This is a genomic window from Crocosphaera chwakensis CCY0110, from assembly GCF_000169335.1.
GTDB lineage: Bacteria > Cyanobacteriota > Cyanobacteriia > Cyanobacteriales > Microcystaceae > Crocosphaera > Crocosphaera chwakensis.
The window spans coordinates 99546-112207 of the sequence record NZ_AAXW01000009.1 but is presented as its reverse complement, the minus strand read 5'-3'; the positions used below and the strand labels follow the sequence as shown (position 1 = coordinate 112207).

Sequence of the window (12662 nt, the reverse complement as noted above, 5' to 3'; positions counted from 1 at the left end):
TTGGGATATGATGTCTGATGCTATGGTAAGATGAGTTCTTCTACAACCACAATGGCCGATTCTAATCCTTCTGTTGAGTCAAAACCAATTATTTTAGATGTTTTACCAGACTTCACCATTTCTGGACAACGATGTGCTGGTCGTATTCAACAACATATCGACCTTTTACTACTTGCGCTTGAAGCATTAGAATTAGGGGCATCAGAGCAGATGTTAACCACGATTAAACACTTTAGTCTCGAAAAAATTATTAAAAATCGCATTGCACTGTGGCGACTGCGTTCTACGAATCCTTGGCGAAGGGCTTATACTCGTGATACGTTAACCATAGAACAAGCAAAAGCGTTGGTTATTATTGCTAATTACCGTGTTAAGCCTCTAACAGTTCAAATTCGCCAATTATTACTAGCAGAGCAGCAAATGCACCAAAAAGGCTTACCAGTCACTTGTCATTTTCTGTTAGCTGAATATTTAGATCAATTCCGCGCTCATTTTCGTAGTCGTATGAATCCCCGTCGTGCTAAAGTATCTGTTTATCTGAGTTCGGAAGATCAATTAAATGAACTCGCCCTATTTTTATTAAAACAGCTATTATTTTGTACAGGTACTGCTGGAATGCAACGATTTTGGATTAGTTTATTTGACGGGGAGGTTGCGTGAATATTCAACGTCAGTATAATTTACCCAATTGTACGCTCATTTTAGAAGGGTTAAATAATAATATTTCTTCTACTGATAGCACAGACCCTCGTCCTGTACTCTCAATTTTAGTTAATACTGAATGTCGGTTTATGGGAATTGCTAACAAACTGCAAGGGGGTTCTAGTTTACTAGAGAATTTAGTGAAAACAGTGAGTGAATACGCTCAGGGATATCTTAGCGGGATACCTCATCCTGTCCAGAGTCAAGCTGAAGAAGATGGGATTAATATTGAGAGAGTCTCTGGCCAAGATGTTCATCGTTTGATTTGGCATCCATCTACTCAAACAGACAAACCCGTAGAAATCATTTTAACAACGGTACAATTATTTGATTTAGTCGAAGCAATTGACCAATTTATTGCCGATAGTCAGACATTACCTAATTTAAGCTTACAATTAAGACCGTTATCCCGTCGTTATCGTCCCCCAGATGAGCCTTTAGCTCAGCGAGCAATTCCTGCTACTTTAGGAATTGCTAGTTTAGTGGTAGCAGGGTTTGCTTTATTCTTTATTCCGTCTCCTGAAGTCAAGGAACCTGAACCAGATTTATCGGCACCGCCTACGGAAACTGTACCATTAGGACAACCCTCCTCAGAAACTCCTCCTCAACAGTGAGCAGTGATTGTTTATCATACTAATTCTAATTATCTATCGGCTACTTACAAAGATAGACAAGAGGGAACAGGTAAGATGATCTTTCTATTCCCCTCGATACTTATTAAGTATTAACTATTCATTAATAATGATTTAGTTTCAGATTCTCCTACTTTTTGTAAACGTTTGCTCATTTCGTAGCTACCTAACGCAATGAGTCCCCATTGACTTAATAAAGGAAAGATAACTGACATAAAGGTGATCGTATCTAGATAGTGATCGAAAGCAGCTAAACTGAAAATAGTAAATAGCCAAGGGGTTGCAACTTCGCGGGGGGTCAGTTGTAATATGGCAAACATAACAGGCGGAACTACCACCAAAACACCAATAACTACAGTAGCAATTAAAGTGGGTTTTGGTAGTTTAAATAAGAGAATTCTTTGACTAATTACAGCATAAATAATTAACAGATTTAGGCTGATAAATAATCCGACTAAAACAGCAAAAGGATCGTTTAAAGGTGCTATTAATATTGTTGGGATAAGATAGGCAAACATAATGCCTAAATTAATAGCGATCGCCAAGGTTGAGGGGCTTTTTTCTCCTAAAATTAAATCTCGTAGAAGAGAACGACGATTTTGAGGGGTTTGATGACGATATCTTGCCCAATCAAATAAAGTTTGACGGTGAGGACTTAAGGCTATTATTAACAAACCAGCAAAGAGAATCATAAACATTTGTAAGACAATAAAATTGTCAAAAATGTGATATTCAAATCTTCCGCGACGACCTGATTGAAAGACAAATCCTGTGGCGATAATAATAAAACTGGCTGAAATTCCATAACTATTGAGTTTACTTATCCAGGTGGCATTAGGGTTACGAAAACGACGGTTTAATGCTTGTTGTATCCAATAAGTCCAAAGGCAATAATTAGCAAAAATAAAGCTAATTCCTAAAAAAGAATTTTGCCAAAATTGTTTACCATACCAAGCAAATTGATGGAGGGTTTCGTAGTCAATTTGAGTAGTTTTTACGGGAATATAGGCAGACTCAACTAAGTAAGCTAAAACAGTTCCTGGATAAAACAATATAAACCAATCTAAGGGAGTATGGGAAATAAAATCATGGGAAGATAAAAGGATACTTGTTGTTATCAACAGAAATTGTAAAACAAGTCCGCTTCCTAAAAAAGATTGAAATCCTCCTAACTTTGAACTTACTAAAGCAAAGAACAAAGACAGACTATAGAAAAAGCCACAACTAACTATGATTATTGCATAATAGGCAAGCATCAAATTAGGAGAAATATGGGCTTGAAATCCAGCGATTAAATGTAAAGGAAATAGAAGTGAACACAAGAAATAAATGATAGCAGGAACTCCTAACATTTTTCCTAAAAGAATATTGTTAGAAGATCGAGGGGTTAACCGAATAAAGTTTAAGGTTCCTTTATTTTCTTCTTTGGATAAATCGGCAATCAGTAAATAAGTTCCTGTTACTAATAAAATAAATAAACCAGTGACACTAAGAATTTTAAAGATATCTAACCACCAAAGTTGCCAATTAATGACCCAATTTCCTACTAAATCTTTAATACAATATAGTTGATTATAAGGAGGATAAGAATTCTCTGGTGGTGTAGCCGTACAATAGCGACTATATTGAAATGGAGGGGCATCTATTGTATTAGGATCGATGGGAAGTTCCCCACTAAAAGTTAATAGTAATAAAACTTGAATACCAATAGCAATAACAGCAGCAATTGATAAATTACGAAGTTTAAAACGTCCTTTTAATTCTCGTGACAATTGGGGATTCCAGTCCCCGAATTTATCAATATAGGTCAATAACATTGACTTATTCCTCCTAAATTTTTGTGTGAGTTAGTTTCATCAATTATGATGCTTGTTTATGGTCTAAATTGAGAAAAATAGACTCTAAGTCTTCTTGAGTGCAGTGAAATTCAGCAATGGGAATTTCTTTATGAATGAGATGTTTTAGTAATTTGGCACTTTCTTCGTCTCCTCCAGCAAAGTTAACTCGTAAACTATTTTGATGGGAAATGATTTCCCATTCTTCTACATTCGGAAAACCTTTTAATTCTTGTTGTAATTGGTTTAAATCCCCTAATGTTTTGATAATAATTTGTTGATGGGACAATCGTTCATAGAGGTCTTTTAGTGAGGTACTTTCTACTAACGATCCCAGTTCCATAATACCAACAGAAGTACATAATTCTGCTAAATCACTTAATACATGGGAAGAAATTAATACCGTCATTCCTACGCTTTGTAAGATTCTAATTACTTCCCTAAACTGCATTCTAGCAATGGGATCTAATCCGGAAACTGGTTCATCTAATAGTAGTAAAAGGGGATCATGTAAGATAGTTCTAGCTAAACTTAATCGTTGTTTCATTCCCCGTGAAAGGGTTTTGATATTACTGTTTTTTTTACTGGTTAATTGGACTAATTCTAGAACTTCTTGAATACGACGACGACGATGGGGTAATCTAAGGTGATACAGTCTAGCAAAATAATCTAAATAATCCCAAACATTGAGGTCTTCATATAAAGGAAAATCATCGGGAAGATAGCCTAATTTTTGCTTGAGACGAGGGTGACTATTATCCGTTAATAAGCGATCGCCATAAATATGAATTTCCCCTGTAGTAGGTTCTTCGACAGCAGCCAACATTCGCATCAACGTGGTTTTTCCGGCACCATTAGGTCCAATTAAACCGTAAACTTCTCCTGGTTGTACCTCTAATTCTAGCTTATTGACCGCAATATGACGTTCAAATTGCTTGGTAAGGTTAGAGGTGGCGATCGCTAATTCTGAGGCTATCATAATTCAGTTATCAGTTACTTGTACTGAGCTATTGTCGAAGTATCAGTGAACAGTTATCAGTTATTAGTGACCAGAACATATTCTTTTCTGACTCCTGACTCCTGACTCCCCATCTAAGACTTAACTTTAAATTAGTTGCACGATTTAGTTAATATAGTTAGCTTAGCCTTTTGTTTAAGCAAATGACCACTAAAAGATGACAGTTAGACAATTGCCTTATGATAAAAACATACGGAATTCTTTAATATAGACCTTGACTTTAACATCAGCTTATCTTCTCGTTTCCCACGGAAGTCGTGATCCACGGCCTCAAATTGCTTTAGAACGTCTATCCTATTTGGTAGAAGAAGAACTTAAACACCTCAAATTCAATCATCATGACAATTCTTCTACAGTATCTTCGTTTAACCAACGAGAAAAGAGTAACAACGAAATCTTAGAAGAGAAACCAAACTATTACTTTAGGAAAACCTTGCGGAAAAAAATAGGAGGGCGAAATAGTGTCGTTATTGCCCCCCAACTCACTATAGTAGAAACAGCGTCCTTAGAATTATCTGAAGTCTCTTTATCCCAGAAAATTCAACAATTTGTTACGAAACTTCAAAATATGGGCATTAACAATCTAAAAATTGTGCCTTTATTTCTCTTACCTGGGGTTCATGTTAGAGAAGATATCCCCAGAGAAATAGCCATAGCCCAAGAAACAATAAACCCTAAAATAAACATAGAATTATGTCCCTATTTGGGGAGTTATAAAGGGTTAATTAAGATTATCGCCCGTCAGTTCTCAAGTCATCCCCAAAACGCTAGAATTATTATCGCTCATGGTAGTCGTCGTCATGGGGGAAATGATTCGGTTGAAGCGATCGCTTCTCAATTAAACGCTAAGGTAGCTTATTGGAGTATTGAACCCAGTTTATCAGACCAAGTTGATGCTTTAGTGAAACAAGGGAAAACACAGATTACTATTGTGCCTTATTTTCTCTTCACAGGAGGCATTACTACAGTGATTAAAGAACAAGTCCAACAGTTACAGAATAGTTTACCCCAAACTCAACTTAACTTAGGACAACCCCTAGGCGCAACCCCAGAATTAGCTCAATTGATGGTTAGTCAGTTGATAGATAACTAATCACTGGTAACTGTTCACTGATCACTGATAACAGAGGAAATAATCAAATATGACGCAAAATATCAGCGAAACTTGTTTAGGAAAAGTCTATTTAGTCGGCGCAGGACCAGGCGATCCAGGGTTAATGACCTTAAAAGGTAAAACATTGCTTGAACACGCTGATGTGGTGGTTTATGACGCGCTGGTAAGCCCTCCGATCTTGGATATGATCGGTGACAAAGCCGTTAAAATCGATGCAGGAAAACGTCGGGGTCGTCATTCTAAGTTGCAAGCAGAAACCACCCAAATTTTAATCGAGAAAGCGCGACAGTATCCTGTGGTGGTTCGTCTCAAAGGAGGTGATCCCTTCGTTTTCGGACGCGGAGGGGAAGAGATGGAAGACTTGGTTAATGCAGGGGTTCCTGTAGAAGTGGTTCCAGGAATTACTTCCGGTATTGCGGCCCCTGCGTATGCGGGTATTCCTGTGACTCATCGTGGTTATAGTTCTTCTGTTACCTTTGTAACCGGTCACGAAGCAGTGGGAAAATATCGACCGGATATTAATTGGACTGCGATCGCACAAGGTTCGGAAACGATTGTTATTTATATGGGGGTTCATAACCTCAATAATATTGTTACTGCATTGCAAGAAGGTGGGTTGACTTCCGAGACTCCTATCGCTTTAATTCGTTGGGGAACCAGGCCCGAACAAGAACAGTTAATAGGGATGTTAGAAACGATTATTGAACAGGTAGAAACAGCAAATTTTGAAGCACCTGCGATCGCTATTATTGGTCAAGTAGTTGAGTTAAATTCAAAATTAGTCGGTTATGGTGGAGTTGGAGAGTAAGGCCGAAGCGTAATTTAGTTTAACCCTAAGTTTTAAATTATTGTTGACATTGAGGACAAAAATGAGAAGACCGTCCCCCTAATTTTATTCGTTCAATGGGTGTCCCACACACCCGACAAGGTTGGTTATGGCGACCATACACCCAAGCAATACCGCTATAATTACCGTTTATCCCCGTAACCCCTCGAAAATCGCTAAAGGTTGTCCCACCCTCTTTAATAGCCGTTTTCAACACTTCTATCATGACTATTCTTAATTCTTTAATTTGGGGTTGGCTTAATTCTTTCCCTAGGGTTGTGGGTCGAATACCACTTTTAAATAAAGCTTCATCTGCATAGATATTCCCCATCCCTGCCACTACACTTTGATCAAGTAGAATGGTCTTGATATTGCGCTGACGACCCTTTAATTTATCTCTGAAGTAATCTAACGAAAACGCCTTTGAAAAGGGTTCTGGCCCCAATTTTTGCAATCCTGTGATGATGGTTTCGGGAGGGGTATGAGGGGGAACCCACCACACTTTACCAAAAGTACGAATATCGACAAATCTTAATTCTTGAGAACGATCGCAAAATAATCGTAAACGAGTATGACGGGATAAGGGTTCGTCTTGTTGAACCCATAATAATTGTCCTGTCATGCGCAAATGAACCCCTAACCATCCTTTATCATCTTCTAGGGGAACCAGTAAATATTTACCTTTTCTTTGCCACTGACCAAAAGTAGCATTTTGAATCTGTTCTAAAAATTCTTGTGTAGAAACGGGGTAAGCAAGGGTGCGAGGTAGCAACACTTTCCCACCCCGAACAGTTTGCCCAAAGGTTAATTGATTTAACCCTCGGCAAACTGTTTCAACTTCAGGAAGTTCTGGCATTTAATCCTGAAACGAATTACTTAGATTTAGAAGCAACTACTTCTAATTCGTTTTCAGCAAAGTTATTGGTATTAACTCCAGTAGCACTACCACTGTAGCCAGTGTAATTGACTTTATCAAAACGGACGACGACAGGATAGATGATACCAGCTTTATCGACAGTGGCAACGGTACCAACGTCGTTGTACCAGTAAGATTCTTTGCGTTTAATTCTAACGGTATCTCCACGCTTGACCATAGGTATTGTCCTTAATAAATGGATATTCAAAACAAAGGTAAGGAATAAGCTCCTTATCTATAAAAGCCTACTATTGGATCGCAACACCTTGCTACTTCAAAACTTTAAGTTTTATTGCGAATCTCTCCAGTTCAGTTCAACGAAATAGGCTGGATGTCCTGAAAAATCACGGGTTCGGGCGATTTGTACCAGTTCTAAATTGAAGGGAATAGCTGTGGTGAGATATTTCTGGGCCCAGATACCCACATCGGGGGATAGTTGGGATGCTGTGGAAGTGGCCAATAGTAAGCCTAAAACTTGTTCAATGGGTCCTTTGGGAAGTAGTAGATGGGTTCCCAAGACAAAACTGGTGGTCAGTAACATATTAACGGACATATTGGTACCGCAACGGGGATGTACGGCTAAATTCCAAATGCCAGCGCGAAATCGATGTAAGGCTTTACTGACGGCTTTTTGTACATCTAAATGGTTAACGTCTCCGTAGAGATAAAAGCCATTGGGAGTGGATAAACCCCCTAAGTTTTCATTATCTTTTAACCCTTGTTTGCTTTCACTAAGGACCCAAACCGTTCCATGTTCTAACCCATGAACTTGACGCAACATCAGAACTTCTTTTAATCCTGGAATAAATCCCAGTTGTTGTAAAATATCGCTATCTTGATGATGTTGGGGCTGATACCAGTCAAAGTCCCAAAGGTTTCCAGTGCCAGGGTTAACCGAGTTGGTCATAATTGAATGAAGTCAGAACTAAAAACTCAGAAGTTAAATTTGATAGTCACAGTGTCTAACCACTGACTAAAATTACATCTTCTTTAAGTCTATTGTAATGGGAGCAGCATTTTTCTGCGTTATATTCATAAGTAAAGAATTCTAAGATTGAGGTTCATGACTTCTTTTAAGACTCGTCGTAATTTTTTATTAGTAGGAATGAGTATGTTGGGGACGGTGGCTTGTCAAAAAGCCAATCAGTCCGAAACGGTTGAAAAAATCGCTTTTTCCCCTGTTGCACCTCTACCAGAAAGACAATTAGGCAATACTGGGGTTTCTGTCCCCATTTTAGGGTTAGGAGGAGCAGGACAAACGCCTTTATCTAAACACGGCCAAGAAAAAGAAGCGATCGCACTTATTGAAGCAGCCCTACAACTGGGTATCCGTTACTTTGATACGGCAGCTAATTATGGACCGAGTGAGGACTATTTAGGCAAAGTTCTACCCTCCCATCGTTCCCAGGTTGTAATCGCGACAAAAACCGACCAACGGGACTATAACGGCGCATGGCGCGAGTTAGAACGGTCTTTAAAACGACTGCAAACAGACCATATTGATTTTTGGCAGTTACATCATGTTTCGTTCGCAGAAGAGTTAGACCAAATTTTTGGTAAAAATGGAGCAGCTAAAGCCATTGAAGAGGCAAAAGAGCAAAAAATCATCCGCTTTTCTGGCATTAGCGGTCATCATGAACCTGATATTATTGCTAATGCTCTGCAACGGTATCCTTTCGATATGACTTTGGTTTCTTTGAATGCTGCTGATGTTCATCATCCTCGTCCTTTTAGTACAACGGTCTTACCTGTAGCTAAGCAAAAGAATGTCGGTGTGGTTGCCATGAAAATCCCTGCTTATGGACGATTATTAAGACCTGGAGCATTATCAAGCATGAATCAGGCTATGGGTTATGTTCTCTCTTTGGGGGGTGTTCATAGCTGCATCATAGCTGCCGAATCAATACAACAGTTACAAAGTAATGTTCAAGTCGCGTCTCAGTTTCAACCTCTTAACCCCTCCCAACTTTCTGAGATAGAAACCTTAACCGCAAAGGTATGGGAAGAAAATACTTTCTTTCGTCGTTGGACATAATGTAAACTTATCAATATTCTTAAATAGTTTTAAAATTTAAACCACAGCTTTAAATCTTTATTAAGAAAAATATGAAAATATTTCTCAATAGTCAACGAAGTTCCGCCTTTATGGTATGATCAGCAAGATTGAGAATCTAGGCGTAGTTTATCTTTTTATAAAAATAGGGTCTGTAACTATTATAATTTCGTAAAATGATGTTTGTGTATTACTGATTTTTTCGGGTGTTTAGGTTTAATTTTGAGCAAATGTACTAAAAAGGACACTAAGTATAATCACTAGGGAATTGACAAAATAAATTAAATATGCTTTTAAAAGCTAATAAATTTTTTAATCTTAAAAAATAACCTGACGGATATAATTAGATTAGGTGGGATAAAGTTATAGATTTCTCGTTGAGAGGGGAGTCAACAAGAAGAGAAATCGAGGAAAATTTGTTCATGAAAAATACTAAACTTGTCCGTTGGGTTTTGGTTTGTTTATTATTTAGTTTTTCAACCATGTCCGTTGTTTTAGGGGCAGGTGAATTGAATAGCACTTGGAGTTATGAAGGAGAAAATAATCCTGATAGATGGGGAGAAATTAGTATTGAATATGAAACTTGTTCAACAGGATTATTTCAATCACCAATTCATTTAACCTCATCTAATTTAATTAGAGAAAACGGAAACATTGAAACCCATTATCAAGCAACTCCCTTAGTGATTAATAATAATGGTCATACCATCGAAGTTAATTATAAACCAGGAAGTTATGTCCTGATTAATGGACAAAAGTATGAATTAAAACAGTTTCATTTTCATACTCCTAGTGAACATAGTTTAAATGGTAAAAAAAGTGAGATGGAACTACATTTAGTGCATCAAAACGAGCAAGGAAAAATTGCAGTAATCGGTCTTTTTATTAAGGAAGGACAAGCTAACCCAACTCTGGCAACAATTTGGGAAAATCTATCAGAAAAGCAAGGAATACAAGAAGTCAAAAATAAGACGATCAATGGGGCTAATTTTATAGTTAATAATCCTACTTATTTTCATTATCAGGGGTCATTAACGACACCGCCTTGTAGTGAGAATGTTCTCTGGAATATGATAACAGAACCCATAGAAGCATCGAGGCAACAAATTGAACAATTTATGGACTTATATCCGATGAATGCTCGACCGATTCAAGAACATAACGATCGCTTAGTAGAATTGATCATGAATCAATCAAGTTAAATGTGTTCGGAGTAGGGTGGGCATTACCCACCTTACACAATAGCCCATGTGAAAATGGTTCTAGAAAAAAATTTTTTTGTCTAGGCAGTTGTTAATAGTTTATCCTTCAAACCTAATTTATCGTTTAACAACTGAGTCAGGATAGATAAAGCACCGGGTTCTGATAACGTTAACGCTTGTATTTGGGTTAATTTTTTCACCAATTCTACCCCTGAAGATGTGCTGGTGGCGATCCCTGTAATCAGATCGGGTAAAAAGCCAAATCCCTGACAAACACCAACCACAGAATAAGGATCAGAGGCACATAAAACCGTTAAATAAATGTATTGTTTCAGTTCTTCTAAGACCACAGAACCATTGTAAGGTTCTAAAGGAGAAGCACCCGCTTCAATGACAACAACATCAGGATTTTTAGCTGCCATCATGCTCAATAATTGACGCACTAAAATCCTAAATGCTTCAGGGGGTGCAACAGAGGAAGGGAGTCCCACATCTACAAAATCAAAAATATAATCAGCCCCTGCATCTTTCATTGATAGGATATCACGATAACGTCCAGCACCAGTTAATTTAGCTGCAACAACTTTCAATCCTAACTGTTTTAATTGATGGATAATAATGCGAGCAGAAGTGGTTTTTCCAGCCGACATTGATGTACCAATAATCATGATAGTAGGACAGTCATAAGGATGATAGGAAATAGTTGGGACAAAATCTTTCATAGAAACTTTTTGACCATGACGTAAGACATGGCCTTGATATTGAAGGGAAGTTAAAGGAGGTAATAAATAGGACTTAGAGGTAACTTTGCCAAACAAACCGGCACAAGTCATATTATCCATACCTCCATCTTCTCCAATAGACTGCCATTCTCCGACTGCTTCTAGAGTCGCTCGTCGAATACCAAACGCTCCAATAATGCGATCGCCTTCTAAAAGACTAGCTAAGCGTCCGTTAGGCAATTCTAACTTAACATTAACAGGAACAGGAGATAAGACTTCTCCAACGACATAATCCCCAGTTTCCCATTGTTGTCTGGGTAAAGAAACCACATCAAATGGTTTGACTTGCAGATCAGAAATACGAGTTAAGGAACTGTATAAATAAGGTGGGTTTAAAAGGTTAGTGTTCATGATTTTTATCCCTTCATTGATAACTGGTCACTGACTAAAGGCGGATCAAGCAACAAACTCGCTAATAATGCCGATCGCTCCACTAAACTATCGAGATAGATAAACTCCCCAGGAGAATGAGCAGCATCTCCCACTGCACCTAAACCATCCAATGTGGGTGCATATAGATTTGTTGTATTACCATCAGACCCACCTCCTGCGATCGCTTCTGTAAGGGTTAACCCTAACTCACACCCTCGTTGATAAGCTCGTTGCCATAGTCTTTCACTGTCTGGAGTTTTTTCCATTGGTGGCCGGCCGATTTTTCCGGTAACGATGAGTTGAGTATCGGGGGTAGTGGGTTGTAAATTGAGGATTTTCTGTTCTATTTTTTCAGCATCTTCTTGACGGAGTACCCTGACATCCACCACTGCGGTACTTTCTGGAGCGATCACGTTAGAACGAATACCCCCGTTAATGGTTCCGACATTAATTGTAATGCCATGTTCAGGATCATTGAGGGCAAAGAGTTGTTGAATAACAAAGGATAGTTCTAAAATGGCACTAGCACCCTTTTCCGGTTCTAAGCCGGCATGAGCAGCTTTACCAACAACTTTCACTGTAAACCTTCCTACTCCTTTCCGACGGGTTTTCAGTTGTCCCCTTTCTCCTAAAGAGGGTTCCATGACAAAGACGCGATCACATCCTTGCACTAAGCGACGAATATAAGGAGTCGACTCTTTACTGCCTATTTCTTCGTCGGAGTTGATTAAAAAGATAGGGGTAACTGTAGGGGTCAAATCATGATATAAAAGGCTTTCTAAGGCAAAAATAGTCTGTATTAACCCTGCTTTCATATCATAGACTCCTGGACCGTACAGTTTGCCGTTTCGTTGGACTAATGGCATGGTTTCTAGGGTTCCCAAAGGCCAAACTGTGTCACAATGACCGAGTAATAGTTGTCTCGGTTGTCCTTTAATGCGCTGTTTTGGTACTGCTAAGAGATGTCCTCCTGTATTTTGACCTTTGAGATAGCGAACCCGATAATCACGGCTTAAGAGAGCATTTTTGAGCAAGGAGAGGACTGTTTTTTGTGCGGTGGGAATAGTTGAAGGAGACTCTGCTAAGACTAACTGTTTCAAAAGATCCACCATTTCCCCATGACGACTGTGGAGATAGTCAAGTAGCCATTGAGTCATCGAAGGGGTTAGGGTTGGGGTGGTCATTTTTCAGTTGAATGTGGGGAGACTAA

13 protein-coding genes are annotated in these 12662 nt (G+C 38.6%); 6 read left to right on the top strand and 7 right to left on the bottom strand.

The window, feature by feature from the left end; genetic code table 11:
* Positions 1–30 precede the first annotated feature (30 nt).
* Both CY0110_RS08050 and CY0110_RS08045 read left to right on the top strand, forming a co-directional pair.
* Positions 31–660, top strand: coding sequence for a DUF3038 domain-containing protein (locus tag CY0110_RS08050; protein WP_008274895.1), 630 nt, complete (start codon positions 31–33; stop codon positions 658–660).
* Positions 657–1316, top strand: a complete 660-nt coding sequence (locus tag CY0110_RS08045) for a DUF4335 domain-containing protein (RefSeq protein ID WP_008274894.1) — start codon at positions 657–659, stop codon at positions 1314–1316. The genes CY0110_RS08050 and CY0110_RS08045 overlap by 4 nt, the downstream gene beginning before the upstream one ends.
* A gap of 110 nt (positions 1317–1426) precedes the next feature.
* Here the strand turns inward: CY0110_RS08045 and CY0110_RS08040 are convergent, their stop codons facing one another.
* Both CY0110_RS08040 and CY0110_RS08035 read right to left on the bottom strand, forming a co-directional pair.
* Positions 1427–3151: a hypothetical protein gene (locus CY0110_RS08040; protein WP_008274893.1), complete on the bottom strand. Its 1725-nt coding sequence runs from the start codon at positions 3149–3151 to the stop codon at positions 1427–1429.
* 43 nt (positions 3152–3194) lie between these two features.
* Positions 3195–4148 (bottom strand): ABC transporter ATP-binding protein, encoded by a 954-nt coding sequence (locus CY0110_RS08035; RefSeq protein ID WP_008274892.1) that lies wholly within the window; start codon positions 4146–4148, stop codon positions 3195–3197.
* A gap of 253 nt (positions 4149–4401) precedes the next feature.
* Between CY0110_RS08035 and CY0110_RS08030 the strand changes: the two genes are divergently transcribed.
* Positions 4402–5280 carry a sirohydrochlorin chelatase gene (locus tag CY0110_RS08030; RefSeq protein ID WP_008274891.1) on the top strand — a complete coding sequence of 293 codons (879 nt, stop codon included), beginning with the start codon at positions 4402–4404 and terminating at the stop codon, positions 5278–5280.
* A 49-nt stretch (positions 5281–5329) separates the two neighbouring features.
* Positions 5330–6109: a uroporphyrinogen-III C-methyltransferase gene (gene cobA / locus CY0110_RS08025; RefSeq protein WP_008274890.1), complete on the top strand. Its 780-nt coding sequence runs from the start codon at positions 5330–5332 to the stop codon at positions 6107–6109.
* Between the two features lie 37 nt (positions 6110–6146).
* Here the strand turns inward: cobA and CY0110_RS08020 are convergent, their stop codons facing one another.
* From CY0110_RS08020 to CY0110_RS08010, 3 genes are all read right to left on the bottom strand, one after another.
* Positions 6147–6983 carry a DNA-formamidopyrimidine glycosylase gene (locus CY0110_RS08020; RefSeq protein ID WP_008274889.1) on the bottom strand — a complete coding sequence of 279 codons (837 nt, stop codon included), beginning with the start codon at positions 6981–6983 and terminating at the stop codon, positions 6147–6149.
* A 16-nt stretch (positions 6984–6999) separates the two neighbouring features.
* On the bottom strand, positions 7000–7221 hold the full coding sequence (locus tag CY0110_RS08015) for a photosystem I reaction center subunit IV (protein ID WP_008274888.1): 222 nt from the start codon (positions 7219–7221) through the stop codon (positions 7000–7002).
* A gap of 111 nt (positions 7222–7332) precedes the next feature.
* Entirely contained in the window at positions 7333–7950 is a 618-nt protein-coding gene (locus tag CY0110_RS08010; protein WP_008274887.1) for a DUF6391 domain-containing protein, read from the bottom strand.
* Positions 7951–8106: 156 nt separating this feature from the next.
* Here CY0110_RS08010 and CY0110_RS08005 point away from each other — a divergent pair, with 156 nt between their 5' ends.
* Both CY0110_RS08005 and CY0110_RS08000 read left to right on the top strand, forming a co-directional pair.
* Entirely contained in the window at positions 8107–9078 is a 972-nt protein-coding gene (locus CY0110_RS08005) for an aldo/keto reductase (protein ID WP_008274886.1), read from the top strand.
* Between the two features lie 440 nt (positions 9079–9518).
* Positions 9519–10298, top strand: a complete 780-nt coding sequence (locus CY0110_RS08000; RefSeq protein WP_008274885.1) for a carbonic anhydrase — start codon at positions 9519–9521, stop codon at positions 10296–10298.
* 80 nt (positions 10299–10378) lie between these two features.
* Here the strand turns inward: CY0110_RS08000 and CY0110_RS07995 are convergent, their stop codons facing one another.
* Positions 10379–11431 carry a P-loop NTPase family protein gene (locus CY0110_RS07995; protein ID WP_008274884.1) on the bottom strand — a complete coding sequence of 351 codons (1053 nt, stop codon included), beginning with the start codon at positions 11429–11431 and terminating at the stop codon, positions 10379–10381.
* Between the two features lie 5 nt (positions 11432–11436).
* Positions 11437–12636, bottom strand: coding sequence for a M20 family metallopeptidase (locus CY0110_RS07990; RefSeq protein WP_008274883.1), 1200 nt, complete (start codon positions 12634–12636; stop codon positions 11437–11439).
* Positions 12637–12662 lie beyond the last annotated feature (26 nt).

Bases quoted from the DNA above. Each gene is read 5' to 3' on its own strand.
- CY0110_RS08050 (WP_008274895.1), top strand. From the start codon at position 31: ATGAGTTCTTCTACAACCACAATGGCCGATTCTAATCCTTCTGTTGAG.
- CY0110_RS08040 (WP_008274893.1), bottom strand. From the start codon at position 3,151: ATGTTATTGACCTATATTGATAAATTCGGGGACTGGAATCCCCAATTG.
- CY0110_RS08035 (WP_008274892.1), bottom strand. From the start codon at position 4,148: ATGATAGCCTCAGAATTAGCGATCGCCACCTCTAACCTTACCAAGCAA.
- cobA (WP_008274890.1), top strand. From the start codon at position 5,330: ATGACGCAAAATATCAGCGAAACTTGTTTAGGAAAAGTCTATTTAGTC.
- CY0110_RS08020 (WP_008274889.1), bottom strand. From the start codon at position 6,983: ATGCCAGAACTTCCTGAAGTTGAAACAGTTTGCCGAGGGTTAAATCAA.
- CY0110_RS08015 (WP_008274888.1), bottom strand. From the start codon at position 7,221: ATGGTCAAGCGTGGAGATACCGTTAGAATTAAACGCAAAGAATCTTAC.
- CY0110_RS08010 (WP_008274887.1), bottom strand. From the start codon at position 7,950: ATGACCAACTCGGTTAACCCTGGCACTGGAAACCTTTGGGACTTTGAC.
- CY0110_RS08005 (WP_008274886.1), top strand. From the start codon at position 8,107: ATGACTTCTTTTAAGACTCGTCGTAATTTTTTATTAGTAGGAATGAGT.
- CY0110_RS08000 (WP_008274885.1), top strand. From the start codon at position 9,519: ATGAAAAATACTAAACTTGTCCGTTGGGTTTTGGTTTGTTTATTATTT.
- CY0110_RS07995 (WP_008274884.1), bottom strand. From the start codon at position 11,431: ATGAACACTAACCTTTTAAACCCACCTTATTTATACAGTTCCTTAACT.
- CY0110_RS07990 (WP_008274883.1), bottom strand. From the start codon at position 12,636: ATGACCACCCCAACCCTAACCCCTTCGATGACTCAATGGCTACTTGAC.